The sequence below is a fragment of the Streptomyces sp. YIM 130001 genome, assembly GCF_003574445.1.
In the GTDB taxonomy this organism is placed as follows: Bacteria; Actinomycetota; Actinomycetes; order Streptomycetales; family Streptomycetaceae; genus Streptomyces.
The window spans coordinates 392,712-416,276 of sequence record NZ_KZ984548.1; the positions used below are offsets into that span (position 1 = coordinate 392,712).

Annotated in this window: 21 protein-coding genes and 1 pseudogene; 13 read left to right on the plus strand and 9 right to left on the minus strand. The window is 71.8% G+C overall.

Annotated features, from left to right (window positions below; translation table 11 throughout):
* Positions 1 to 214: 214 nt before the first annotated feature.
* Positions 215 to 748 carry a chloramphenicol phosphotransferase CPT gene (cpt, locus tag DSC45_RS01855; RefSeq protein WP_119286363.1) on the minus strand — a complete coding sequence of 178 codons (534 nt, stop codon included), beginning with the start codon at positions 746 to 748 and terminating at the stop codon, positions 215 to 217.
* A gap of 435 nt (positions 749 to 1,183) precedes the next feature.
* Here cpt and DSC45_RS36885 point away from each other — a divergent pair, with 435 nt between their 5' ends.
* Positions 1,184 to 1,537, plus strand: coding sequence for a hypothetical protein (locus DSC45_RS36885; RefSeq protein WP_346426639.1), 354 nt, complete (start codon positions 1,184 to 1,186; stop codon positions 1,535 to 1,537).
* Between the two features lie 106 nt (positions 1,538 to 1,643).
* Here DSC45_RS36885 and DSC45_RS01865 read toward each other — a convergent pair whose 3' ends face one another.
* Positions 1,644 to 3,401, minus strand: coding sequence for a serine/threonine-protein kinase (locus tag DSC45_RS01865; RefSeq protein WP_240434324.1), 1,758 nt, complete (start codon positions 3,399 to 3,401; stop codon positions 1,644 to 1,646).
* A 322-nt stretch (positions 3,402 to 3,723) separates the two neighbouring features.
* Here DSC45_RS01865 and DSC45_RS01870 point away from each other — a divergent pair, with 322 nt between their 5' ends.
* The gene (locus DSC45_RS01870; RefSeq protein WP_119286367.1) at positions 3,724 to 5,094 is read left to right on the plus strand and encodes a VWA domain-containing protein; all 1,371 of its coding nucleotides are present in this window, start codon (positions 3,724 to 3,726) and stop codon (positions 5,092 to 5,094) included.
* Positions 5,094 to 5,891, plus strand: a complete 798-nt coding sequence (locus DSC45_RS35590; RefSeq protein ID WP_162929086.1) for a hypothetical protein — start codon at positions 5,094 to 5,096, stop codon at positions 5,889 to 5,891. Before DSC45_RS01870 ends, DSC45_RS35590 begins: the two co-directional genes overlap by 1 nt.
* A gap of 29 nt (positions 5,892 to 5,920) precedes the next feature.
* Here DSC45_RS35590 and DSC45_RS36890 read toward each other — a convergent pair whose 3' ends face one another.
* Together DSC45_RS36890 and DSC45_RS01885 are read right to left on the minus strand one after the other, a co-directional pair.
* Complete coding sequence (locus DSC45_RS36890; RefSeq protein ID WP_346426640.1) at positions 5,921 to 6,052, minus strand: DUF397 domain-containing protein; 132 nt, start codon at positions 6,050 to 6,052, stop codon at positions 5,921 to 5,923.
* A 217-nt stretch (positions 6,053 to 6,269) separates the two neighbouring features.
* The gene (locus DSC45_RS01885; RefSeq protein WP_240434325.1) at positions 6,270 to 7,019 is read right to left on the minus strand and encodes a helix-turn-helix domain-containing protein; all 750 of its coding nucleotides are present in this window, start codon (positions 7,017 to 7,019) and stop codon (positions 6,270 to 6,272) included.
* 189 nt (positions 7,020 to 7,208) lie between these two features.
* Between DSC45_RS01885 and DSC45_RS01890 the strand changes: the two genes are divergently transcribed.
* From DSC45_RS01890 to DSC45_RS01900, 3 genes are all read left to right on the plus strand, one after another.
* Complete coding sequence (locus tag DSC45_RS01890; protein WP_240434327.1) at positions 7,209 to 7,397, plus strand: hypothetical protein; 189 nt, start codon at positions 7,209 to 7,211, stop codon at positions 7,395 to 7,397.
* A 186-nt stretch (positions 7,398 to 7,583) separates the two neighbouring features.
* On the plus strand, positions 7,584 to 8,372 hold the full coding sequence (locus DSC45_RS01895; protein ID WP_119286372.1) for an SDR family NAD(P)-dependent oxidoreductase: 789 nt from the start codon (positions 7,584 to 7,586) through the stop codon (positions 8,370 to 8,372).
* 95 nt (positions 8,373 to 8,467) lie between these two features.
* Positions 8,468 to 9,769, plus strand: coding sequence for an SGNH/GDSL hydrolase family protein (locus DSC45_RS01900; RefSeq protein ID WP_119286374.1), 1,302 nt, complete (start codon positions 8,468 to 8,470; stop codon positions 9,767 to 9,769).
* A 62-nt stretch (positions 9,770 to 9,831) separates the two neighbouring features.
* On the opposite strand, the gene DSC45_RS01905 is transcribed toward DSC45_RS01900, so the two are convergent.
* Positions 9,832 to 10,500, minus strand: a complete 669-nt coding sequence (locus DSC45_RS01905) for a TetR/AcrR family transcriptional regulator (RefSeq protein ID WP_119286375.1) — start codon at positions 10,498 to 10,500, stop codon at positions 9,832 to 9,834.
* Between the two features lie 119 nt (positions 10,501 to 10,619).
* Here DSC45_RS01905 and DSC45_RS01910 point away from each other — a divergent pair.
* The 4 genes and pseudogenes from DSC45_RS01910 to DSC45_RS01925 all read left to right on the plus strand — a co-directional run.
* Positions 10,620 to 11,666, plus strand: a pseudogene (locus DSC45_RS01910) (medium chain dehydrogenase/reductase family protein); the annotation flags it as partial.
* Positions 11,667 to 11,833: 167 nt separating this feature from the next.
* On the plus strand, positions 11,834 to 12,472 hold the full coding sequence (locus tag DSC45_RS01915; RefSeq protein ID WP_119286377.1) for an ABC transporter permease: 639 nt from the start codon (positions 11,834 to 11,836) through the stop codon (positions 12,470 to 12,472).
* Between the two features lie 551 nt (positions 12,473 to 13,023).
* Positions 13,024 to 13,677 carry an RNA polymerase sigma factor gene (locus DSC45_RS01920; protein ID WP_119286378.1) on the plus strand — a complete coding sequence of 218 codons (654 nt, stop codon included), beginning with the start codon at positions 13,024 to 13,026 and terminating at the stop codon, positions 13,675 to 13,677.
* Positions 13,677 to 14,687 (plus strand): hypothetical protein, encoded by a 1,011-nt coding sequence (locus tag DSC45_RS01925; protein WP_119286380.1) that lies wholly within the window; start codon positions 13,677 to 13,679, stop codon positions 14,685 to 14,687. Before DSC45_RS01920 ends, DSC45_RS01925 begins: the two co-directional genes overlap by 1 nt.
* 251 nt (positions 14,688 to 14,938) lie before the next feature.
* Here the strand turns inward: DSC45_RS01925 and DSC45_RS01930 are convergent, their stop codons facing one another.
* The gene (locus tag DSC45_RS01930) at positions 14,939 to 15,859 is read right to left on the minus strand and encodes a L,D-transpeptidase family protein (RefSeq protein WP_240434328.1); all 921 of its coding nucleotides are present in this window, start codon (positions 15,857 to 15,859) and stop codon (positions 14,939 to 14,941) included.
* 228 nt (positions 15,860 to 16,087) lie between these two features.
* Between DSC45_RS01930 and DSC45_RS01935 the strand changes: the two genes are divergently transcribed.
* Entirely contained in the window at positions 16,088 to 17,668 is a 1,581-nt protein-coding gene (locus DSC45_RS01935; RefSeq protein ID WP_119286384.1) for an acyl-CoA mutase large subunit family protein, read from the plus strand.
* Between the two features lie 130 nt (positions 17,669 to 17,798).
* Entirely contained in the window at positions 17,799 to 18,461 is a 663-nt protein-coding gene (gene leuE, locus DSC45_RS01940) for a leucine efflux protein LeuE (protein WP_119286822.1), read from the plus strand.
* 64 nt (positions 18,462 to 18,525) lie between these two features.
* Here the strand turns inward: leuE and DSC45_RS01945 are convergent, their stop codons facing one another.
* Genes DSC45_RS01945 through DSC45_RS01955 form a run of 3 tightly spaced genes read right to left on the minus strand, consistent with a single transcriptional unit; the run spans position 18,526 to position 22,015 of the window.
* Positions 18,526 to 19,680, minus strand: a complete 1,155-nt coding sequence (locus DSC45_RS01945; protein WP_119286386.1) for an acyltransferase family protein — start codon at positions 19,678 to 19,680, stop codon at positions 18,526 to 18,528.
* Entirely contained in the window at positions 19,677 to 21,023 is a 1,347-nt protein-coding gene (locus tag DSC45_RS01950) for an alpha-2,8-polysialyltransferase family protein (protein WP_119286387.1), read from the minus strand. Before DSC45_RS01950 ends, DSC45_RS01945 begins: the two co-directional genes overlap by 4 nt.
* Positions 21,023 to 22,015, minus strand: coding sequence for a glycosyltransferase family 2 protein (locus DSC45_RS01955; protein WP_119286389.1), 993 nt, complete (start codon positions 22,013 to 22,015; stop codon positions 21,023 to 21,025). The genes DSC45_RS01950 and DSC45_RS01955 overlap by 1 nt, the downstream gene beginning before the upstream one ends.
* A 187-nt stretch (positions 22,016 to 22,202) precedes the next feature.
* On the opposite strand from DSC45_RS01955, the gene DSC45_RS01960 reads away from it, so the two are divergent.
* Positions 22,203 to 23,555: a DUF6716 putative glycosyltransferase gene (locus DSC45_RS01960; protein WP_119286391.1), complete on the plus strand. Its 1,353-nt coding sequence runs from the start codon at positions 22,203 to 22,205 to the stop codon at positions 23,553 to 23,555.
* Positions 23,556 to 23,565 lie beyond the last annotated feature (10 nt).

A 23,565-nucleotide genomic window follows, 5' to 3' on the forward strand; every position in this document is an offset into this window, starting at 1 on the left:
GAAGTCGACATAGACGAAGCGGGTGGTGGCGCCGGCGGGGCCGGTGTGCGAGCTGGCGGTGTCCTCGCTGTCGTGGGTCCAGGGGTTCGGTGGTCCGGCCCCTGGACGTGGGTGGCGGTGTCGGGCGGGTCGGTGTGTCGAGAGTGCCCGTGGGTGAGCAGCTGGGCCCGGGCGTGAGGGTGTGGGAGGCGAGCGGCGGGAGTGGTGCCCGAGGCTAATGCAGGTGGTTGGCGATGGTGTGGGCGGAGGTGAGGGGTTCGGTGTGGGTGGTGTCGAGTTCGAGGTCGTAGGTCACGTTCAAGTGGACGGACTGCGCCTGTAGTTCGGCCATTCCTCGGGCGCGGTTGCCGCGGGCGATCTCGCGGCCCGCGGCCACCTGGGCGTCGCAGTGGACGCCGACCCACAGCGCGTTCAGGTCGCCGAGCACCTGCTGCCACCGCTGCTGCGATGCGCCGCCGCCGAGGAAGATCTCGTCGATGACGACTCGGGCACCGGCGCGGACCATCGCCACGATGCCCGTGCGCCAGGCCGCTTCGAGGACGCGGAACTCCTCGCCGACGCTGACCGTGCCGTCCGCCCCCACCTCGATTCCCGTGTCGGATGCCCGCATCCGTGCCGGCATGGACTCGACGAAGGAGTCGGCGCCGAACGCCAGCCAGGGGTCCGGGAGTACGTCCTGCAGGCATCGCACGATGCCCGTCTTGCCGGAGCTGGAACCGCCGTTGAGGATGATCAGCCGCGTCGTCACCGCGCCAGCGTAGAGGACTCGGTGAGGTGGCTCGAAGTGGTTTTCGGACGGGTGCAGCCGGGGTGACGCCGGGTTCGCCCGGAGGGGTTCAGGCCGGGAGTGCACCGCGAATCGGCCGTCGGTGTAGTGACATTTCGGCCACGAGAGGCGCAGTAAGACGCACAGGGATGTTCGACGTGGGGGTGGGGAGGCCCGGTGAGCCTGGTGGAGATGATCGCCTGCGCGGATGAGGGCGCGTTGGCGGCGAGCGGGCTTGCCTGCCTCGACCGTTGTCTGCCGTTGCTGGGTGGGCGGGACGACACGTTGCGGCCGTTGTGGGCGGCGCTGGACGCTGGTGCTGACTGGTCTGTTCCGCTCGCCAAACTCCGTGCGGAGCTGGGGGTTTCGGGGGTTCGGAGTACTGCGCGGCCGACTGCGGGCGGTGGTGACGGGACGTTGACGATGGCGGTGGAACTGGTGCGGTCGGCGTGGGCCACAGCCCCGCAGGACCGTACGGGAGCGGGGCTGCGCGAGTGGGCCGACGGCTGTTCGTCGACCGCGGTGCTCGTGCACCGTTGCCTGGACCTGGCCGATGGCGACGTACCGCCCGAGGAGTTGCGCCGAGGGGCGGAGCCGGTGGGGGTGGGTCCGCTGCTCGCGGGGGAACTGCGGCGCCAGGGACGCATCCTGGAGGTGCTCGCGGACCCAGAGGGCGCCGGCAACGGACTGCGCCGCACGGTCGGGATCTCGGCCGAAGGCCGGCGCATCCTGCGTGCGGCGGCGGCCCGGCGGGCGCGTACGTCCGGGTGAGCGCCGTGCCTCGCGGTGACAACGCCCTGCGGACACCCTTGCGAAGGGCTTCGCGGAGGGGTGGTCGGGTTCGGCGGTGGCACGCGGACCGTCGATGCCGCGCGGGCTAACCCACGATCAGGACCAGTGCCCAGAGTGCCGCTGCCAGGCTGCAGGTGATGAGGGCCAGGAGCCAGAGCCGTCCGGTCGTGCCCGGGGCGCGCTGGGGGCGGTCCGGACCGGGCGGTGTGGCCCGGGAGTCGGGGCGGGTGGTGTGCGGGCCGCCGCCGGGGTCGATCCCTTCAGGGACGTGAGGGAACGGGGGAGGGGTGCCCGGAGCGGAGGCGCCCGGCGCGGCGGGGTACGGACTGTGCGCGGTGTCCGGGCCGGAGGCCGGTGGTGCGAGGTGGTAGCTGGTCACCTCGGGCTCCTGCGAAGCCGGCGGTCCTGCGGGCCCGGGCGGGGTCGTCCGCGACGGGTCGGGCGTGGCCGTCCGCGGGTCGGGCCCGCGAGGCGTCGCCCCGGCCGGTGAGCCCGCCGGCGTGGCGGGCACCGGGCCACTTGGCGCGCCCGCCGGTATGCCCGCCCGCGTGCCGGGCGGTCGCCCAGCGGCCGTGCCGGATGTCGTGCCGGTCGCGCTGTCCGCTGGTGCGTCGGGTGCTGTAGCGGGTGTCGTGCCGGTGGATGCTGGGCGTGCAGGCGTGCCCGGTGTCGTGCCGGTCGAGCTGCCTGCCGGGGCGTGGGGCGCTGCTCCCGCAGATGTGCCGGGTGTTGTACCGGCCATCGAGCCCGTGGGTGCGTCAACCGTCGAGCCCTGAGGCGTGCCGGGAGCTGTGCCCGGCGCGGCACCCGCCGTCGCCTCGGCCGATGTGCCCGGGGTGGCGCCGATCCTCCCCGCGCCCGACGAACCCGCCGTCCCACCGGTCGCCGCACTGTCCGATACGCCCGGCATCGAAGCGTTCGGCGCCCCCGTGCCCGCATCGGAGGGATCGTCCGTGAGCGGACCCGAGGGCCCGAACCCCTCGGGCAGCGGGCCGAGTTGGTCGAACACCTCGATCGGCTCCGCGTCGGACGCCACCGCCGCGGGCAGTCGCGCCGCCGCCCGGGCAATGGCCTCGCGGGCCGCTGCCGCGCTGCGCGCACGCGCGCGCCGGTCGGGCTGCAGGAGCATGAGGACCGCCTGCCAGAGCGGTTCGTCGATGCCCGCCGGCGCCTCGGGTGCGACGGAGGCCGACTCCAGTTCGCGTACCAGCGCGCGAGCGTCCGGTTCGACGCCCTGCAGCAGGTACAGCGCCACCACGCCCACGGCGAACAGGTCGCCCGCGATGTGCGGATCGTCCCCCTCGAAGAGCTCCGGAGCGATGTAGCCGGGTGTGCCGACGACCTGGTGGTTCTCGGTCAGCCGCGGGTCGCCGCGGCGCAGCGACAGGCCGAAGTCCGACAGGCGCACGCGCGGAGTGCCGAGGCCGGTCGCGTCGAGGAGGATGTTGGCCGGTTTGATGTCGCGGTGCAGGATCTGCTCCGCGTGGACCGCTTCCAGGCCCGAGAGAAGCTGGTCGAGCAGGGTGCAGACCAGGGGCGGCGGCAGCTGCCCGTAGTCGCCGATCAGGTCCTCGAGCGAGCCGCCGTCAGCCAGGTCCATGGTGATCAGCACCTGGTCGTCGTCGGCCGCCCAACTGGTGGGGGCCAGTACGTGCGGATGCTCGATGCGCATGCTCTGCTCCCGTACGAAGCGGAGCAGGTCCCCGGCCGCCTGGCGTTGCAGCACCTTAGCCGCCACGTACCGCTGCCGGCGCAGGTCCCAGGTCCGCCAGACGGCGCCGGCGGCCCCGCGGCCGATCTCGTCGGCCAGGACGTACCGTCCGGCGAACACCGTCTCGTTCATCTCGCCCCCGCTCGGTCCCCGTGCGTCCTTCGTGCGCTGCGTGGCGGGTGCAGCCGGTTCCGGTCGGCGTCGTACACCCGAAGGAACTGTGCCAGCTTCGGGGCGCGCGTGCCGAGCCGGGGCCCGACAGAACCGGGTCCGCACGAGCGGACTCCGCCCCCACCTCTTGCACTTTGCGTAAGCGAAGAATATGTTCATCTTTGCAAATCTATGGAAGCGGGCAACCCCGTGATCCCTACGCTGACTTGGATGGACCCGTGACGACACTCCTGGTCGAAGGTGTTCACACAGAGGAACAGACGGTCAACCCGGATGGTGCGCGATGAGGCGCACGCGGGCCCTCGCCGTCCTGATCGCAGCCGCAGTGGCGGCGACGGTGGCGGCCGTCGCCCCGGCGGCCTCGGCGGACGAACCGCAGCCGCGCATCATGACGATCCTGGACGCCTCCGGTTCGATGAAGGAGAAGGACGCCGGCGGCCAGACCCGCCTCGCCGCCGCCAAGGAGGCGGTCACCGGGCTCATCGCCGGTGTGCCCGACGGCACGGCGATGGGAGTGCGTGTCTACGGCTCCGAGTACGCGGGCGAGGACACCGGCCCCGGCTGCCGCGACACCGAGCTGCTGGCCCCCGTGGCCGAGCTCGACACCGCGGCCAAGAAGCGGGCCACCGCCGAGGTGCGCGCCACGGACGCGCTCGGCATGACCCCGATCGGCGCCACCCTGAAGACCGCCGCGAAGGAACTCGGCGACGCCGGGCCGCGCCGCATCGTCCTCGTGTCCGACGGCGAGGACACCTGCGCCCCACCGTCCCCCTGCCAGGTCGCCCGCGAACTCAAGGGCGCAGGGCTCGACCTGGTGATCGACACCGTCGGACTCAAGGTGACCGGCAAGGCCCGTTCCGAACTCCGCTGCATCGCGAAGGCGACCAAGGGCACCTACGTGGACGCCGGCGACGCGGACGAACTGGGCGACGGCCTCGACGACTCCGTCAAACGCGCGCTCAGCCCGTACGAGGCCTCCGGCGCGGAAGTGCGGGGCGGAAAGACCTGCGCCGAGGCCCCGCGGCTGGAGCCGGGCCAGTACCGCGACGCATTCGGTTACGGCGACAAGCGGTGGTACACGGTGCGTGTACGGCCGGGGCAGTCCCTGCGCTTCAGTGCCGCGGTGATCCCTGAGGACGGGGAGTACGAGAGGGCGTCGTTCACCCGGATCCGGCTCCATCTGCCCGGTGCGGACAAGCCGTTCGACGACGAGCAGACCATCAAGTCGAGCTGGGCGAACGTGATCAGCGCCGGTATCGCGACCGATCGGCTGACCTGGGACGCGGTCCCGAAGGGGCGGCAGGCGGTCGATGTGTGCGCCCAGGTCGTCGACGACGTACGCGCCACCGGGGCACAGTCGGTCGAGTTGGCCGTCGGCCTCGGGGGCCGGGCCGTCGACGCCGACGGTGCGCCCGCCGCGGACGGCCGGGGCGCCGGCGCGGAGGGTGGGCAGGCGACGGGTGAGTCCCCGTCCGCCGCTCCGGGCGAGGACGCCCGGGATGCCAGGGGCGACGCCCAGGACGGTCAGGACGCCCAGAACGCGGGAGCGTCCTCCGATATGACACGTCCCCTGCCCCTCGCGCTGGCCGCCGCAGTGGGCCTCGCTGTAGCCCTCCTCGTCCGTTTCGTCATCACCCGCCGGAGGACCTCGTGATGCACGACCGTCGACGGACCGGGCGCCGAGCCGCACTCCTTGCCGCCGCCCTGCTCGCCCTGGCTGTCCCTGCGGCCGTCGCGGCCGACGGGGGCGGCGGGATCCAGGGCGGGGCGACCTTCAACAGCGCCAGGCCCGTGCAGGCCGGGACGCTCAGCGGCGACACCGTCGTGGGCGATCTGTACTTCTACCGGGTCGATCTGTTGCCGGGGCAGTCCCTGTCCGTCACCGCGAGGACGACCCTGCCGGCCGGGTACAACCCGGGGCCCGAGCCGGAGGCGTTCGGCGTCGCGGTCTATGACCCGGTCCGGCAGCCGGCCCGCTGCCGGGCGGACAGCCCCACCGCTGCGATCTGGAAGGGCGGCAGCACGGCGCGGGAGGGCGGATCCGTAGAGGCCGACTGCTCGCTCGGCGTTCGCGAGGACAACGACGACGCCGCCGAACTGGCCGGCACGTACTACATCCAGGCCGGCATCACCTCCACCAACAAGAGCCGCGGCGACACCTTGCCGCTTCGGCTCGACATCGAGATCGACGACTCGGGGGTGGTGCCCGACTCGGCGGAGCCCTTCGAGCCCGGAGCCCGGGGCGCCGATGGCGGGGGCGGTGCGGCGGCGCGCGAGTCCAGCACGGACGTTCAACCGGCCGCTGACGCACGGCCGTTGAAGACCTGGGGTGTCCCCGCTGCGACGGCTCTCACCGCGGCAGCCTTGGGGTTCGCTCTGCTCGCCGTCCTCGAGCGGCGTCGACACCGGCGCTCAGCCGCGGTGCCTCCGTATCCGGGCGGACTCAGGTGAAGTGGCCTTCGTGGGCGGCTGGTTGAGTGTCAGTGCGGGCAGCTGAGCGAGGTGATGAACGCGGTCCAGGCGGGGGCGGTGAAGACGAGGGCCGGTCCGGTGGGGTTCTTGCTGTCGCGGACCGGGACGCGGGCGGGGGCCGGGGTGTCGTCGACCTCCAGGCACTCCCCGCTGTCGCCGCCGCTGTAACTCGACTTGCGCCAGGCGTCGTTGACCTCGAGGCACTCGCCGCTCTCGCCGCCGCTGTACGACGACTTACGCCAGCCGTCAGGGCCGAGGCGTTCGGGATGGTCATGGGTCGCTCACTCTTGCTGTGCATGTTCGTAGTCCTCCGCGACGGATCGGATCAGTGCCAGCGAGTGCCGGTGGGACAGGGCGTCACCATGGCGTGCTCGTAGACGGCCTGGCACCGGCCCACCAGGAGGGGACTTCGAGAACACGGCCTGTCTTGAGCCCTTCGACGTGGGCGACGGGCGGCAGATCGTCGAACCACATGAGGGAGACCACGCCTTCCAGGAGCGCGTGCGGACCCACCGTGAACGGCAGAACATGCACCCGGATCCGGCTCGACTCTCCCAACTGCGCGATGTGCCGCAGTTGTTCGCACATCACAGCCGGGCCCCCGACGTGCCGTCGCAGTACCGCCTCAGCCAGCAGTGTCCAGACCACCGGTGACTTGAAGTCGCCCAGGATGCGGGCGCGTTGGAGCCGCGTGCCGACGAGCTTGTCACGCTCTTCAACGGTCTTGGGTGGGAAGCCGGAGGCGAGTACTTCGCGTGCGTAGGCCTCGGTCTGGAGGATGCCGGGCACCAGGTTCGGCCCGTAGACCCGAATCGCCGTCGCCCGTTCCTCCAGGCGCAGCGCCTCGGCGAAGTGCTCCGCGACCGCGCCCTCGCCGCGGGTCGGCAGGAAGTTCTCCAGGACTCCGCCGGTGTCGAGGATGTGGTCGAGTCGTCGGGCGTCGTCGAGAGCGGGGCGGCGGCGGCCCGCTTCGAGATGGGCGATGTGCGTGCGCGAGATGACCGCACGCACGCTCAGCTCCCCTTGTGTGGGTCCGGCCGCCTCGCGGCGTCGGCGCAGCTCCTCGCCGTAACTGGTCCGGGAACCCGGGTTGTCCTCGATGGTCATGACGAACTCCCCGACTCCCCTGTGTGCCGGCGTATTTGTCACGCCGGGACCGCTGGCGAGCCCATCGATGCCGACCGCAATCTGTGGCCGCATCCCCACGGAGAGTGAGGGGAGGGGCTGTTGCGGCAGAGGTGGTGGAGGCGATGGGGGCGGCGGAAGTGCCTTACGGGGGAGGGGTGTTCGTCGTGCATGCCGGGTCCGACGTCCCTGGGTCGGGGAAAAGTCCTGGGCATCGAGGGGGAGTTGAGGCGCGTTCGCTTCGTGTACTTCGTGGCGACGATCGCCGCCCGCGGCCTGCGGCAGGCGTCCGGCCAGGAGGAGCGATGGGTCGGGGAGTGGCTGCGCGAGCGGGTGCGGCGCTACGGCGGGCGGTGGTGAGAGGCAGACCGAAAGGCAGGGCGGCGTATCGGGACTGGGGTTCCTTTAACGGAAAGTACGTGTTAGCTTCTTGGTCGTAACGGAACTGTGCGCCCGTTAGCGAAGCGGCGGCGGGTGAAGTGCCCGCCGTCACGACCTCACCGGGCACCGCAGACCACCGCCCGCACCCCGCCCAGGAGCAAGACCATGGATCTCCAGCTCACCGACAAGGTCGTCCTCGTCACCGGCGCCACGAGCGGCATCGGACGTGCCACCGCGCAGCTGCTCACCGGTGAGGGGGCCCATGTCGTAGCTGTCGCCCGCAACGGCGGTGGCGCCGAAGTCCTGCCCGACCGGACCGAGTTCGTCCCTGCGGATCTGACGGATCCGTCCGCCGCCGAGCAGATCGTGGAGCGCGTACGGTCCACTCACGGCCGGCTCGACGGACTGGTCAACAACGCCGCCGCCCTCACTTCCCGGCCCGGCTTCGCCGCCATCGACGACGAGCAGTGGCACGCCACGTTCGAACTCAATCTGCATGCCGCCGTGCGCCTCACCCGGGCCGCACTGCCCCTGCTCCAGGACAACGCGGATGGCGCGAGCATCGTCCACGTGGCCAGCGAGACTGCCAGGCTGCCCGACGCGACGATCGCCGACTACGCAGCCTCGAAGGCCGCCTTGCTGTCGGTCTCCAAGTCCCTCGCCGGGAGCCTCGGTTCGGTCGGCATCAGGTCCAACGTCGTCTCGCCCGGGCCCACCCGTACCGCCCTCTTCGACGCGCCCGGCGGCTTCGCCGAGCAGCTGGCCGAACGCTTCGGGCTGGCCGCCGACAAGGCCGTGGACCACTTCATCCAGGAGGAGCGCCGCCTGCCCACCGGGCGCATCGGCACCCCCGATCAGGTGGCCGACGTGATCGCGTACCTCCTCTCCCCGCGAGCCGCCCAGGTCACCGGCGCCGAATGGAGCGTCGACGGCGGCGCCCTGCGCCAACTCTGAGCCCGCCGCCCCGCCGAAGCCGCACCCGAACCCGAACGCGCAACCCCGAAGTCAGCCCCGATCCCTGAACCACGTAGAAGAGGACCCCGCACCCCATGCACACCCACACCCACACCCTCCGCCCCGCCCTCGCCCTGGCAGCCGCCTTCCTGCTGGCCTCGACCGCCACGAGCCCGGCCTCGGCCGCGTCCGCCGCTGCGGGCGGTACCCCCGCCGATCACGGCAGCCGGTCGCCCTGGACCGCCGCCTGGACCGCGCCCTCACAGCGTCCCAGTACCAGCTTCCGGGACAACTGGAGCGAGGAGGGCTTCCGCGACCACACCCTCCGCCAGGTCGTACGGGTCACGGCTCCCGGCGAGGAGATACGCATCCGCCTCTCCAACCGCTACGGAACCTCGCCCCTGCACATCACCGGCGCGACGGCGGCCCTGGCCGGCCGAGGAGCGGCAGAACGTCCAGGTACAGCAAAGGAGTTGACCTTCGGTGGAAGCCGATCCGCCACCGTGCCGGTCGGCGGTCGGCTGGCCGGCGACCCCGTCGCCCTGAGGACCGGCCGACTCCAGAAACTGACCGTCACCCTCTACCTCCGCGAGCGCACCGGTGCCGCCACCTTCCACGACCAGGCGTACGCCACCAGTTACCGCGCCCGCGGCGACCGGCGGGCCGACAGCAGCGGGAAGCCGTTCACCGAGACCACCCAGTCGCTGTACTACCTGAGCGACGTCGAGGTGCGCGGCGCCGGGGACTCCCCTCGGCGTAAGGGCGGCATCGTCGCCTTCGGCGACTCGATCACCGACGGTTTCGGCTCCACGGCCGACGCGGACAAGCGCTGGCCGGACCAACTCGCGGAACGCCTGGCCGCGAAGGGCGAGCCTCGTCCCGTACTCAACTCCGGGATCGGCGGGAATCTCCTGCTCCACGACTCGTCCTGGTTCGGCGACAGTGCCTGGTCCCGCTTCGAGCGGGACGTCCTGGACAAGCCGGGGGTCGGGACAGTGGTGCTCCTCGAAGGTCTGAACGACATCGGGTTCAGTGAGGTCGACCTGACGACGTACAAGCCCAACCCGGCTGTATCCGTAGCTGAGTTGATAGAGCAGCAGCGCAGCCTCGTACGCCAGGCGCACCGCCGCGGAGTCGAGGTCGTCGGAGCCACCCTGCTGCCGATGAAGGGCGCCGAGTACTACAACGCCGCATCGGCCGCCAAGATCCGCGAGTTCAACAACTGGGTCCGGACGTCGGGGGAGTTCGACGCCGTGGTCGACCTCAACCGCGCACTCGCCGCACCGGACGACCCGGAGCGCCTCCACCCGGCGTACGACAGTGGCGACCACAAGCACCCGAACGATGCGGGGTACGGCGCACTGGCCCGTGCGGTGGAGAGTGCACTGAGTGCCTGAACTGCCGCCCCCGAAGGGGCACTTCGCGGAGTCCTGATCCGTCCCTGCCCGGCAGGGGCGGATCAGGCGCCGGTGTCCTTGAGGTGGGCGAGCGAGGTGATGACGCGGTCGGCGATCCCCTCCGGCCACGGGAACGAGGCGCTGACGGCGCGCTGGTGGGCGAGTCCGTGCAGGCCCACCCACAGGGCCACCGCGTCGGCGGACGCGTCGGTGCTGGTGGACTCGCCCGCTTCGACGCAGTCGGAGAGGGCGTCGACGAGGATCTGCATGCTGTCCATGCCGAGGGTGCTGAGGTCCTGCTCGGACAGGGAGCTGTCGGTCAGGTCCGGGATCCACAGTCCGCCGAACATGGTGCGGTAGCGCTGCGGATGGAGCTGGGCGAACTCGAGATACGCCTCGCAGACGGCGTACAGACGTCGCCGCGGGGCGTCGCCCGCCTCTTCGACTGCCGTGCGCAGGCTGGTGATCAGTCCGGTGAACTCCTGGCGGACGACGGCCAGCATGATGGCCGGCTGGTCGGGGAAGTGCGGGTAGATCGAGGGCGCGGCGATGCCGACCTTGCGGGCGACCGACCGGAGGGTGATGGCGCGTTCGTCGCCCGTCTCGTCGAGGAGTTCCATCGCCGCCGCGACGATGTCCTCGCGCAGGCGCCCTCCCTCGCCGCGTCGGTTGCGTGCACGTGCGCGGGGTCGGGTGGGCGTTGGCGCGTCGGCCGTTCCGGTGTGTTCCATGCTGTCAACTTACACCGTGAAGTTTATTGCGGCACTCCCTTGCGCCCGCTCGACTTACGGCCGTAGTCTTACGGCCGTAAGTTAATGGGCATCGCACCGAGGAGTACGCCATGGACGCCATGAACGCCGCGAAAGGCACCGCCGTCATCACCGCCACCGAGATCGTGCTCCCCGGGGAGGTCGAGCCGGAGGGGCTGGAGTCCCGGACCCGCGAGCTGCCTGCGCCGGAGCAGGGGCAGGTCGTGCTGCGGATGGATGCGACGGGCGTCTCGTTCGCCGAGCAGCAGATGCGCCTGGGGACGTACTTCGACCAGCCGCCGTTCCCCTTCGTGCCGGGCTACGACCTGGTGGGTACGGCCGTCGCGGCCGGACCCGGTGTGGACGCCGGACTGGTCGGCCGCCGGTTCGCCGCGGTCACCAAAGTGGGCGCGTGGGCCAGTCACTTGACGGTCGATGCCGCGGACCTGATGCCGGTGCCGGACGGCGTGGACGCGGCGGGCGCGGCGACCGTGGTCGTCAACGGGATCACCGCCTGGCAGATGCTCCACCGCACGGCCGAGGTCCGTGCCGGCGGCACGATCGTGGTCCTGGGCGCCAACGGCGGAGTCGGCTCCACCCTTGTACAGCTGGCACGGCACGCCGGCCTCACGGTGATCGGCACGGCCTCGGAGCGCCACCACGAGGCGGTGCGTGCCCTGGGTGCGACACCGGTCGACTACCGCGACCCGGACATGTACGCCCGTATCCGGGAGTTGGCGCCGGACGGCGTGGACGCGGTCTTCGACCATGTCGGCGGTGCGGGAGTGGAGGAGTCGTGGCGGCTGCTGCGCAAGGGCGGCACGCTCGTCTCCTACGGCTCGGCGGCGTCGAAGGGCGACAAGGGCAACTCGCAACTGCCGGTCCTGAAGCTCTTCGGACGGCTCGCGGCGTGGAACAGCCTGCCGAACGGCAGGAGCGCCCACTTCTACAACCTCTGGGCGGGCAAGCGGCGTTGCCGCGCCTCCTGGCAGCGGCGGATGAGTGAGGACCTCACCCAGGTCCTGCGGTTGATGGCCGACGGCTCCTTCGTCCCGCAGATCGCCGCCCGGATCCCGCTGGCCGACGCCGCCTCGGCGCTGGCGCTGGCCGAGTCCCGCACCGTCACCGGCAAGGTCGTCATCGTTCCCGGGGTCTGGCGCTGTGTCGTCCCGACTCGCCCTGTTCTGAAGCCTGTTCTGAAGCCTGTTCCGAAGCCGGTTCCGAAGCCTGCGCCGAAGCCTGTTCCGGCCCTCGTGCCGCACTCGGCTCCGAGTCCCGCCCCGACGCCCGTACCGATCACCCGGAGGTTCCCGCCATGTCCGTCGCCGCTCCCACCGCTCCCGCCGCCCCGATCGTCACCAGCACCGTCACGCCGGTCCGCACGCCGGGCGAGGTCGACAACCGCGCGACGTACATCAGCTTCGGTCTCGCCTACGTGCTCGGCCACGGCTCCGCGGCCGTCTCCGCCGGCGACGCCCCGCTGCTCGACCTGCCGGGCTGGCTGCCGCCGGCCCTGCTCGGCGCGGGTCTCGCCCTCGGCACCGTCCGGGCCACGCTCGCCGCCCTGCGCGCCCAGCGCACCGCCACCGACCCCCGTGACGTCCTCTCGGGCAAGCTGCTCGGCGCCGCCTGGATCACCGGCTTCGCCGCCCTCTTCCTCGCCATCACCGGCCTGACCTCCGCCCTCGGTGACCCCGACCTGCAGGCCATGCTCTGGCCCACCGGATCCGGCCTCATCGTCGGCCTCCTCTACGTCGCCGAGGGCGCCCAGCGCCGGAACCTCCTGCACTACGGCCTCGGCACCTGGCTCGCCCTCACCTCCACGGGCGCCCTCCTCGCCGGCAGCACCGGCCTCTACTGGGTCCTCACCCTCGCCGGAGGCGGCGCCTACGCCGTCGCCACCCGCCTCGAGCGCCGCCGCCTCGCTGCTTCCGGGGGCCGTACCCAAAGGTGAGGCCGTCGCCTCTGCCGGGTGGAGCATCCGGGGAACGGCCCGTGAGCGGGCCTCGCGACGGGAGAAAGGCCTCCGCGGCCGACGTGGACCACCAGGTCCGTCGGCCACCGGGGCCTTTCCGTCGTCTGTAGGCGCGCACGAAGGGGGCAGGGCGCCGGAGCCGGGGTGCGGCCGGGCTCGGCACAGCGCGTCGGGCACAGCACACCGGCCCCGGCCGGGACAGATGGGATACCGGAATGGGTGTACGTGCCAGAGGCGAACGGCCGGGGCCGCCACCCCCCACAGGAGAGGCCCCGACCGTCGCACGGGACGGGTCGCGCGGCGACCCGTACTTACCTCAGCGCCGGGCATGCGTTTTCTGTCACACCGCGGTACGTCACGTGATGGTTGCACGTTGTACAAACATGGACGCGGGTGCCCGTCGGCCCGTAGCGTTCTGCTTCGCGCCGGGTTGACCACGGGCATGTGGCAGCCACCAGAGATCGATCAGGACGGCGAATCCCGGAGCCGTGGACCGCGGCGCCGGCCGAGGGGCAAGGGGGGCGCGCGCAGTGCTGGGGGAGGACGCGGAGCTGACCGCCGCGGTGCTCGCTGCACAGGACGGGGACGAGGCATCCTTCCGTCTGGTGTACCGCGCAGTGCACCCGCGGTTGCTCGGCTATGTACGCACACTCGTCGGTGACATCGACGCCGAGGACGTGGCGTCGGAGGCGTGGCTGCAGATCGCGCGCGACCTGGAGCGGTTCAGCGGCGACGCCGACCGGTTCCGCGGCTGGACGGCACGGATAGCCCGCAACAGGGCCCTCGATCACATACGCATGCGCGGCCGCCGCCCCGCGGTCGGCGGCGACGAGGAGGAGCTGACCGGCAAGCCCGGTCACGCCGACACCGCCGGTGAGGCCATGGAGGCGCTGGCCACCGGCGACACCATGGCGCTCATCGCGCAGCTCCCGCAGGACCAGGCCGAGGCCGTGGTGCTGCGGGTGGTGATGGGTCTGGACGCGAAGAGTGCCGCGAAGGCCTTGGGCAAGCGCCCCGGAGCCGTGCGTACGGCCGCCCACCGGGGACTGAAACGACTGGCGGAACTGCTCGGCGGGCACGACGAGATGCTCGGTGTCGTACCGCCGCAACGGGGACACCGCGGACGCACCGCGAGCTCCGCGGGTGTGACGGAATCGCGGATGCGGACGCAGAAGGACATGTGATGGCCGACGAGCGCTTTAAGTGGCTGGACGAGGACGTGGCAGAGCAGCTGCTGCGTGGTGAGCCCCTCGACGCCGTCGACGACGACGCACACGCGCGTGCCGGCCGACTGTCCTCGGTCCTGGGCGCGGCCCGCGCGGCGCACCACCCGCAGCACGAGGAACTCCCCGGTGAAGAAGCCGCGGTCGCCGCCTTCCGGCAGGCGACCGGGGCGAGTGGCGCCACGGTCCGCGGGGGCGGCGCCACGGTGGCTGCCGTACGTGTCGCGGGCGGGCGCGGGCGGCCCACGACGTCGCGCTGGGGCCGTCCGGTCCGCTTCGGCCTGGCCGCGACGCTCGCCGCATGCACGCTCGGCGGGGTCGCGATGGCGGCGGGTGCGGGCGTGATCCCCACGCCGTTCGGCGGTCGGTCCGAGCCGGGACCCGCGTCCTCGGTGTCCGCGGTCGCCACACCGCCCGACCCGCTGTCCTCGCCGTCCACGGACCCGTCCGAGCCCGGGATCGCCGGCTCCGGAACGCCGGAACCGGACGACGAGGAGCAGGACGAGGACCGTCCGAGAACCGACGGCGGGCACCCGTCCGAGGGTGACCACCACAAGCCGCCGCAGGACGACGGCGATCAGCCGTCCACCGGCGGCGGACGCGATCAGTGGTCCCCTGGCGAGTGGTACGAGCAGGCGGTCGACGCCTGCCGCGACCACCGCGCGGGCCGGCCGCTCGAGCCGAGCATCCAGCGGAAGCTGGAGAAGGCGGCGAAGAGCTCCGCCGACGTGAAGCGGTTCTGCGACCGGCTGCTCGACCGCGACGGCGGCCAGAGCGGCGGAAGCGGCGAGCACCGGCCCGGCGACGGCCAGGACGACGGCGACGACTCCGACGGGGACGGCGCGAGCGGTAAGCCGACCGAGCCGGGCGACGACCCGTCGTCCTCCGACGCCCCCGACCCGCCGGCCGGCTTCGCGCCGCCCGCCGACAAGACGCCGTCCCCGTCCGCCACGAGCTCTCCGAAGGGCTGATCGGGCGCTCCGCGGAACGCGATCCGCGCTCGTCGTACTGGGGTGTAACACTCTCGAAGACACCGGCGCAGTAATGAGTGAGCCGACTGGTCATCGGCCCGCACGAGCCGGGGTTCCCCCCGTACCCACGGCTCTGTGCAGTTGGCGAGGGTGGGACACGTTCCCCCGGTCCCACCCTCGCTCTGCACCTCTCCCGCGCCCGGCCCTCGAGTTCCACGAGGCGGGCGCGCCCAGAAGCCACGCAGGCTCCGTCACCGGTACACGACGACCTTGTCGCCCTTGCGGACCTGGGCGAAGAGGGACGCGATCCGCTCCTTCTTCCGTACGTTGACGCACCCGTGCGACGCACCCGTGTAGCCGCTCGCCGCGAAGTCCGACGAGTAGTGGACCGCCTGGCCGCCGGAGAAGAAGAGGGCGTACGGCATCGGGGTGTCGTAGAGGGTCGAGACGTGGTGCCGTGACTTCCAGTAGACGGTGAACTCGCCCTCGCGGGTGGGCGTGTACTGGGAGCCGAAGCGGACGTCCATGGTCGAGACGACCTTGCCGTCGACCATCCAGGTCAGCGTGCGGCTGGTCTTGCTGATGCACAGCGCACGTCCGGTCAGGCAGCGCTTGTCGGGCTTCGCGGGCGGCTGGTCGCCCGCGGCGTAGAGCTGGAAGTACGTCGGCTTCCGGGTCATGCCGGTCAGGCGGTCCCAGGTCGCGCGGTCCGTGGTGCCGGTGCGCGGGAGTCCGCGTTTGGCCTGGAAGCCCTTGACCGCCTTCACCGTGCCGGTGTCGTACTCGCCGCTCGGGCCGGGCCCGAAATACCAGGCGATCTGGGCGAGACGGGCCTGCAGCTCCCGCACCCGGCCGCCGTCGTCGCCCGGCGCGGCGACGGGGGACGGCCGGGCGGAGGGAGTCGGGGGCGTACGGCCGCTCTCCTGATCCGAACCGGAGCCGTCACCGCTGCCGGAATCGCTGTCCCGGCCCGGGGAGTCGTCCCGGCCCTCGGAGTCGTCCGGCGCTTGCGTCAGGGGAGGTGGTTGCTTGCCCGTGGCGGCGCCCGATGCGCCCACGTGCTCCCCGTCCGTGCCGCTCACCTTGCAGCCCGCCGTGGCGAGCAGGACGGCCAGTGCGGCGGCGCCGCCCGCCATCGCCCGCCGCCGTCCGACCCCCGGTGTCCGCTGCATCCGTCCCCCCGACGTCCGTTCTGCGCCCCGGCCGTACGCCCGTGCCACGGCCCACGTGTCCCCCGGATGTTTCCCGCGCATCATGGAAGGCGAACGCCCGGCGGCGGAAGGCTTGAGCCACATCCGAAGCCCGAGCGGCAGCGGCACGGCACCGCACGACCGGCCCGCGACGACCGGCACGGCACCGCACGACCGGCACGGCACACGACGAGCGGAAGGCACACCCCCATGGCGCGCGAGTCCGAGTCGGGACTGCCCATCGAGCCGGTGTACGGACCGGACGCCCTGCGGGACTGGGATCCGGCCACCGCGCTCGGCGAGCCCGGGTCGTACCCGTACACCCGCGGCGTCTACCCGACGATGTACACCGGCCGGCCCTGGACCATGCGCCAGTACGCGGGATTCGGCACCGCCGTCGAGTCCAACGCCCGCTACCGGCAGCTGATCGCCAACGGCACCACGGGCCTGTCCGTCGCCTTCGACCTGCCGACCCAGATGGGCCACGACAGCGACGCCCCGATCGCCTCCGGCGAGGTCGGCAAGGTCGGCGTCGCCATCGACTCGATCGACGACATGCGCGTCCTGTTCGACGGCATCCCACTGGACCGGGTGTCCACCTCGATGACCATCAACGCCCCGGCGGCCCTGCTCCTGCTGCTCTACCAACTCGTGGGCGAGGAACAGGGTGTGAGTCCCCGTCAACTCACCGGCACGATCCAGAACGACGTGCTGAAGGAGTACATCGCCCGCGGCACCTACATCTTCCCGCCGGAGCCGTCCCTGCGCCTGATCGCCGACATCTTCCAGTACTGCCGGACAGAGATCCCGAGGTGGAACAGCATCTCGATCTCCGGCTACCACATGGCCGAGGCCGGTGCCTCACCCGCGCAGGAGATCGCCTTCACGCTCGCCGACGGCATCGAGTACGTACGGACCGCGGTCGCGGCCGGGATGGACGTGGACGACTTCGCGCCGCGGCTCTCCTTCTTCTTCGTGTCCCGTACGACACTCCTCGAGGAGGTCGCCAAGTTCCGGGCCGCGCGCCGCATCTGGGCCCGGGTGATGAGGGACGAGTTCGGGGCGCGGAATCCCAAGTCGCTGATGCTGCGCTTCCACACCCAGACCGCGGGCGTCCAACTCACCGCGCAGCAGCCGGAGGTGAATCTGGCGCGGGTCACCGTCCAGGGGCTCGCCGCGGTACTCGGCGGCACCCAGTCGCTGCACACCAATTCCTTCGACGAGGCCATCGCACTGCCCACCGACAAGAGCGCCCGGCTCGCCCTGCGCACCCAGCAGGTCCTCGCGTACGAGACCGATGTGACGGCCACCGTCGACCCGTTCGCGGGCAGCTACGTGGTGGAGACCATGACCGACGAGGTGGAGGCCGCGGCCCTGGCCCTGATGCAGCGCGTGGAGGATCTCGGTGGCGCGGTCCGCGCCATCGAGCAGGGCTTCCAGAAGGGCGAGATCGAGCGCAGCGCGTACCGCATCGCCCAGCAGACCGACGCGGGCGAACGTGTGGTGGTCGGCGTCAACCGCTACCGGTTGGACGAGGAGGAGCCGTACGAGCCGCTCCGCGTGGACCCGGCGATCGAGGCGCAGCAGGCCGCACGCCTGGCCCGGCTGCGCGCCGAACGCGACCCCGCGCCGCTCGAGGCCGCACTGGCCGCGCTCAAGGAGGCGGCCCGCGGCGACGCATGCGTCCTCTACCCGATGAAGGACGCGCTCAAGGCCCGCGCCACGGTCGGCGAGGTCTGCGACGCGCTGCGCGAGGTGTGGGGCACGTACGTCCCGACGGACGCGTTCTGAGGGCGTCGCACTGTCCGTGGGCGCCGCGCTTCCCGTGGGCGCTGCGGTGACCCCGGCGCCCCGTGGACGGTGATGTCCGCTATACGGAACGCCGTGTCCGAGTCGGCGGGTGCGTGTCACACTCGCCGACATGCTGGGTGTCACCGATCTGCCGACGTATCTCATCGGCGTTGCTCTCATCGTCCTGTTGCCGGGCCCGAACTCGCTGTACGTGCTGTCCGTCGCCGCTCGGCGCGGCGTACGCACCGGATACCGGGCCGCGCTCGGTGTCGTGTGCGGTGACACCGTGCTGATGACGTTGTCCGCCGCGGGCGTCGCCTCGCTGCTGCAGGGCAACGCCGTGCTGTTCGGGATCGTGAAGTACGCCGGAGCCGCGTATCTGACCTGGCTCGCGATCGGCATGATGCGTTCCGCGTGGAACCTGTGGCGCACCCGCGCGGAGCGCGCCGCCGAGGCGGGCGCCGCTCCGGCGAACCCCACCGAGGGCGAGGCCGAGCGGCCGTACCGCAGGGCCTTCGTGATCAGCCTGCTCAATCCGAAGGCGATCCTGTTCTTCATCTCGTTCTTCGTGCAGTTCGTCGATCCCGGGTACGCCTATCCCGCGCTGTCGTTCGTGGTGCTCGGGGCGTTCGCGCAACTGGCCAGCGTGCTGTACCTGTCCGCGCTGATCTTCGGCGGTACGCGCCTGGCGGCCGCCTTCCGCAGCCGCAGGCGGCTGTCGGCGGGGGCGACCTCGGCGGCGGGCGCGCTCTTCCTCGGCTTCGCGGTGAAGCTCTCCATGAGCGGCGCCTGAGTACGTACGGCCCGCGCGGCCGCCGAGGACGCCCGCTCCCGGGCGCCGCCTGAACGGCAGAGCGTCACCCCCGCTTGAGCGCCGCCCGGATCCTCGGTGTGAAGCGGTCCTCGACGAAGCGGTTGAGCAGCCAGGCGAGCCCCAGCATCAGCGCGACCGTGCCGAGCACCGTGGCGTAGCTCGGCAGTCCGAGACCGCGGTGCAGGGCGCCCACCGACACCCAGCCCAGGTGCTCGTGCACCAGATAGAACGGGTACGTCAGAGCCCCGGCCGTGGTGAGCCAGGCCCGGTCCACACGGTTCAGCAGACCGAGCGCGACGGCGGCGACCGCGGCGAAGCCGAGGGTGACCACCGCGATGATGCCGAGCGACGGGCGGAACGAGAAGAAGTCCGGGTTCGGCGCGTGCCAGAGGCGGTCCACCGCGTAGTGCTGGCCGAGCAGCCAGCTGACGCCGACGATGCCCCAGGCGGTGACGTCGTGCCGGTCCCGGTGCACCAGGTAGAGGCCGATGCCGCCGATGAAGAACGGCGCGTACTCCGGCATCAGGACCAGATCGAGCAGCGGCATCGAGGCCGCCTCCGCGATCACCGAGGCCAGCGTCCAGACCGCGCAGAACAGCACGACCCGGCGCCGGTTCGCCCCCGGCAGCACGACGCACAGTGCGAAGAGCGCGTAGAAACGCACCTCCGCCCAGAGCGTCCAGCACACCCCGAGCACCCGGTCCGCGCCGAGCGGCTGCTGGAGCATCGTCAGATTGACCAGGAAATCGCTCGGCGAGACGGCCGCGTACACGACGGGTGGCAGCGCGAAGACCGCGGTCACCAGGATCACCGCCGCCCAGTACGAGGGCAGCAGACGGGCCGCACGCGAGGCGAAGAACGAGCGCAGCGGCCGGCCCCAGCCGCTCATGCAGATGACGAACCCGCTGATCACGAAGAAGATCTGCACCCCGAGGCAGCCGTACGCGAACCAGGTGTGCGCGGTGGGGAACTGCATGGCGGGCGAGCTGCCCCAGGCCTGGGAGATCTCGCCGTCCCGGCCGCCGTAGTGGTAGAGCGCCACCATCAGGGCGGCGACCAGGCGGAGCCCGTCGAGGGCGCGCAGCCGGGAGGCGCGCGGTGCGGCGCGTACGGCGGGCGGCTTGATGGACAGGGCCGGGCCGGTGGAGGTCTCCGGCGGCAGATGCGGGTCCGGGACCGTGGTGGTGGAGGCGCTCATCCGAGTGCGGCCCGCTTCACGGCGCGTGCCCGGCGGGCGACCCGGCGCACCGTCGAGTTGCGTGGGATGAAGCCCAGTTGGGCGGGGACGGCGCCGGGCAGGGCCAGGGCCGTGAGCCGGCGGCGCTTGAAGTAGCGGCGCGTACGGGCGTTCAGGTACTGGCCGAGGTAGCGCTCGGCGGCCGGCCGGAGGCCGGGATGGATCTGCGGCTGCATGGCGAAGCCGACCGCGGTGAGCAGACCCGCGAGCCGGGACGCGTCCGGGTCGAGGTGCTGCGCCTCGACCGCGGTCCGGTCGGTCAGCTCAGGCAGCAGCGCGTCGACGACCGTGACCGGCACCCGGTTGCTGTTCTCGTACGGGGTCAGGCGCTCCAGGAGCAGATCGGTGCCGATCCGGGCGACCGGGAGTCCGTACAGCGATGCGGCCGTCAGGAGCGCGGTGGAGAAGCAGCCCACGACCAGTGCGGGGCGCAGCCGCTGGAAGAGGACCTCGGCGAGCACCGGTCGGTCGATCACGGCCAGTTCGGCGCCGAGCCGCTCCGCCTCCTCCTCGAGGAGCCGCGACCAGCGGGCCGGCGCGGTGGGGTGCGGCTTGAACACCACGCGGGTGTGGCCGAGTTCGAGGACGCCGCGCAGCATCCGGATGTGCAGCTGCTCCTCCTCCTCGGCGGTCAGGATGCCGAGTGCGGAGAGGTACTGGCCGAGCAGCAGGGGCGGTTGGCCGTCCGGGAGCTCCAAGTCGGCTGCCGTATCGGTGAGTTCGCCGAGCACTTTCACGAACGTTTCGGTGGGGACGAGTTCCGGTGGTACGTCGAACTCCGTGAGCAGCAGCGGCTGCAGGCCCGGCACCAGGTCCAGATGCAGGAGCCGGCCGATCCGGGTGCCGATCAGCGGGTCGAGCTTGCTGCGGGTCGGGCCGTAGCTCATCAGGCCGTCCGCGTACACGTCGATCGGGGCGCCGGTGAAGATCTGCGCGAGCGCGAGCGACGGGTTGACCTGGATGGACTCGACGACCAGCTCGAGGCGGTCGTCACCGAGGTCCCAGAGCATCCGCAGATACCGCTCCCACATCGGCACATCGTCCTGCCGAGGTGCCCAACCCCCGGGGTGGAAGGGGGAGATGGCGTCGTTCCAGGACACCACCGCGTCGAAGCGCGCGCCCAGCAGGCCGAAGCCGGGCATGGCGTCGATCGACGGGGTCGTCTCGGGGTTGGACGCGTTGTTGCTCACCAGGAGCAGCCGCCGGTCCGCCGGGCGGAAGAGGCCCGCGTCGAGCGCGGCGGCCAGGGTCGCCGTCCCGTACAGGGTGGAGGCGAAGAAGATCTGGGTGGTGCCGCGGGCCATCAGGCCGCCACCTCCGCGGAGACGGGACGGCGCCTGAGCCGTCGGAGCCGGGTCGCGCGCTGGACGTCCATGGAGTCGAGTGCGTCGTTCAGAATGTCCTGCGGCATTCTCTTCAATGCCGCCGCGCTCAGGGCACGCAGCTTACGGGCCACGGCTGGTTCGAACCTTTCGATGGAACCGAGATGGTGCGAAATGATGGCGCAGTAGGTACGGACGGCTTTCGGCAGCAATTGTGCGGCATCCCGGTCCTCCGCGGTTTCCCGGATCACTTGGTCGAATGCCCGAATGAAGTCGAGTTGGCGTACGTCCCCGATCTGGGTGAGGGACGAGGCGACACCACGCCGGTAGAAAACACCGAGAAGTCCGAGCACGGCGAAGGATTCCGCTTCCCGGTGCAGCCGCCAGATCCACGGCCGGTCCTCGGCGGTACGCAGGCCGTCGGTGAAGTGCAGCAGACCGCGGTCGGCGAGCCTTCGGTGGTACATACCGGCCCAGGCGTACGCGTAGTCCACCGGCGTCGACCGGTCGGCGGGCAGGATCACATCGCGCGGCACCAGGACCTCGTCGCGCCGGCCGTACGGGACACGGTGCACGCTGCGTGCCCGCGCGGTGCACTGGACATGGTCGGTGCGGACGAAATCGCAGCCCAAGTCCTCTATACGGGACAGGAGTTCGGGATAGTAGCCGGGGGCGAGCCAGTCGTCCCCGTCCAGGAAGGCGAGGTACTCGCCACGCGCCGCGTCGAGTCCGGTGTTGCGTGCGGTGGCCAGGCCTCCGTTCTTCTCGTGCCTGAGGACTCGCACCTCGGCGAGGCCGGCGTCGTGGAACTCGCGGGCGGTCTGCTCGAGGATCTCGGGCGTGCGATCTCTGGAACAGTCGTCGACGAGCAGGAATTCGAAGTCGGCACGCGCATTGGCCCGCAGACTTCTGAGGGTGTCGGGCGCGTATTGCTGCACGTTGTAGAACGGCACGATGACGGAGAGCTTAACCACGCGGGTGACGCTAGGTGTCCCGCCGCCATTCGTCTTGACCCGTAGGAAGATGGCGGGTGAACGAAGCGTGGCAGATCGGTGAACCAGCCCGCGGGGCACGCTGATTCGCCGATCGTCGACGTGCTGTTAACCGTTTGTTGTATTCGGGTTGGGCCGCCGAACCGAATGGCTTCCTAGCGTCTGTGACGTGCCAAGTATCCACAGGAAGCCACGGGTCGCCGTGCTCGCCGATTCCGACACCCGATGGAAGTGGGGTGCGCTCACCGCGCACCGCCTCGTCGCGGCGGCGGACGGCGGGCCCGCGGACGCACCCGCGGCCGATTCCGCTCCCGCCCTCGACGGCTACCTGCTGCGCGGCCGGGCCACCCCCACACCCCGGCAGCTGACCGAGGTCGGAGTGCGCGCCGACACCCTGCGCGAGGTCACCGGGAGCGAATTCCTCGCGGCACTGCGCGAGGGAACGTACGACGTGGTCGTCCTCGCCCTGGTCGGCGGGGGAGTGCAGGCCATGCTGCACGGGCTCGCCCATGCGTGGCGCGGCCGCAGCCGCCGGCCCGTCGTCGTCACCGGCTACGTCGGTGTCGTCTACGAGAAGCTCGCCGACGGACTGCTCCTGCGGCACGGCGCCGATGTCGTCCTCGCCAACTCCCGTCAGGACGCGGAGCGTTTCCGCGCGGTGTACGAAGGTGTCGGCGCGGACGCGTCGAGCGTGGTGGAGACGGCGCTGCCGTTCCTCGGCGGCGAGCCGTACCGCCCGCACACCCCGTACACCGTCGTCTTCGCCGCCCAGCCGTCCGTGCCGGTGACCCGCGCGGACCGCACCCACCTGCTCGGCCGCCTGGTCCGGCACGCCCAGCGGCATCCCGACCGTGAGGTGCTGCTCAAGCTGCGCTCACGGCCCGGCGAGCACACCACGCACATCGAGGAACTCCCGTACCAGAAGCTCGTGCAGAAGGTGCCGGGCGGGCTCCCGCCCAACCTCCGGCTCGTGTACGGGCACATGGGCGAGGTCCTCGACCGCACCGACCTCCTGGTCACCGTCTCCTCGACGGCCGCCCTGGAATCCCTGCACCGGCGCATCCCCACCGCGATCCTCACCGACGTCGGCGTCCGCGAGACGCTCGGCAACCACCACTTCATCGGCTCGGGCTGCCTCGCCTCGTTCGACCAACTCGACGCGGGGCACGCACCCGTCCCCGATGCGCAGTGGCTGGCCCGGCAGGGCGTGGCGGCCGACGGCGCGTACGAGCGTGCCTTCGACGCCGCCCGCGAGCGCGTCACCGAGCTGCTCGACCGGCCCCGACGCCCGCCCCTGGCGCCGTACTACACACCCGTCACCGCCCCCGGCTACCAGCCCGGCATCCTCGCCCGCCACCACCTCGCCCCCGACGGTGCGCCGCTGCCCGGCGCGCCCGCGAGCAGCGAGGCGACCGGCGTACGGCGCGTGGTGCGCGGGGCGATGCGGGACGCGGCCCGGGGCGCCTACCGGCACGGCGTGCAGCGCGTCGCACCGGTGATCCGGCGGATGGGGGAGCTGTGAGCCCCGCACC

Excerpts from the sequence above, each read along its gene's own strand:
- DSC45_RS01925 (WP_119286380.1), top strand. The coding sequence starts at position 13,677 with ATGGCCGACGAGCGCTTTAAGTGGCTGGACGAGGACGTGGCAGAGCAG.
- DSC45_RS01905 (WP_119286375.1), bottom strand. The coding sequence starts at position 10,500 with ATGGAACACACCGGAACGGCCGACGCGCCAACGCCCACCCGACCCCGC.
- DSC45_RS01870 (WP_119286367.1), top strand. The coding sequence starts at position 3,724 with ATGAGGCGCACGCGGGCCCTCGCCGTCCTGATCGCAGCCGCAGTGGCG.
- DSC45_RS01890 (WP_240434327.1), top strand. The coding sequence starts at position 7,209 with ATGCCGGGTCCGACGTCCCTGGGTCGGGGAAAAGTCCTGGGCATCGAG.
- DSC45_RS01935 (WP_119286384.1), top strand. The coding sequence starts at position 16,088 with ATGGCGCGCGAGTCCGAGTCGGGACTGCCCATCGAGCCGGTGTACGGA.
- leuE (WP_119286822.1), top strand. The coding sequence starts at position 17,799 with ATGCTGGGTGTCACCGATCTGCCGACGTATCTCATCGGCGTTGCTCTC.
- DSC45_RS01865 (WP_240434324.1), bottom strand. The coding sequence starts at position 3,401 with ATGAACGAGACGGTGTTCGCCGGACGGTACGTCCTGGCCGACGAGATC.
- DSC45_RS01900 (WP_119286374.1), top strand. The coding sequence starts at position 8,468 with ATGCACACCCACACCCACACCCTCCGCCCCGCCCTCGCCCTGGCAGCC.
- DSC45_RS01950 (WP_119286387.1), bottom strand. The coding sequence starts at position 21,023 with ATGGCCCGCGGCACCACCCAGATCTTCTTCGCCTCCACCCTGTACGGG.
- DSC45_RS01930 (WP_240434328.1), bottom strand. The coding sequence starts at position 15,859 with ATGCAGCGGACACCGGGGGTCGGACGGCGGCGGGCGATGGCGGGCGGC.
- DSC45_RS35590 (WP_162929086.1), top strand. The coding sequence starts at position 5,094 with ATGCACGACCGTCGACGGACCGGGCGCCGAGCCGCACTCCTTGCCGCC.
- DSC45_RS01915 (WP_119286377.1), top strand. The coding sequence starts at position 11,834 with ATGTCCGTCGCCGCTCCCACCGCTCCCGCCGCCCCGATCGTCACCAGC.
- DSC45_RS01945 (WP_119286386.1), bottom strand. The coding sequence starts at position 19,680 with ATGAGCGCCTCCACCACCACGGTCCCGGACCCGCATCTGCCGCCGGAG.
- DSC45_RS01895 (WP_119286372.1), top strand. The coding sequence starts at position 7,584 with ATGGATCTCCAGCTCACCGACAAGGTCGTCCTCGTCACCGGCGCCACG.
- DSC45_RS01885 (WP_240434325.1), bottom strand. The coding sequence starts at position 7,019 with ATGACCATCGAGGACAACCCGGGTTCCCGGACCAGTTACGGCGAGGAG.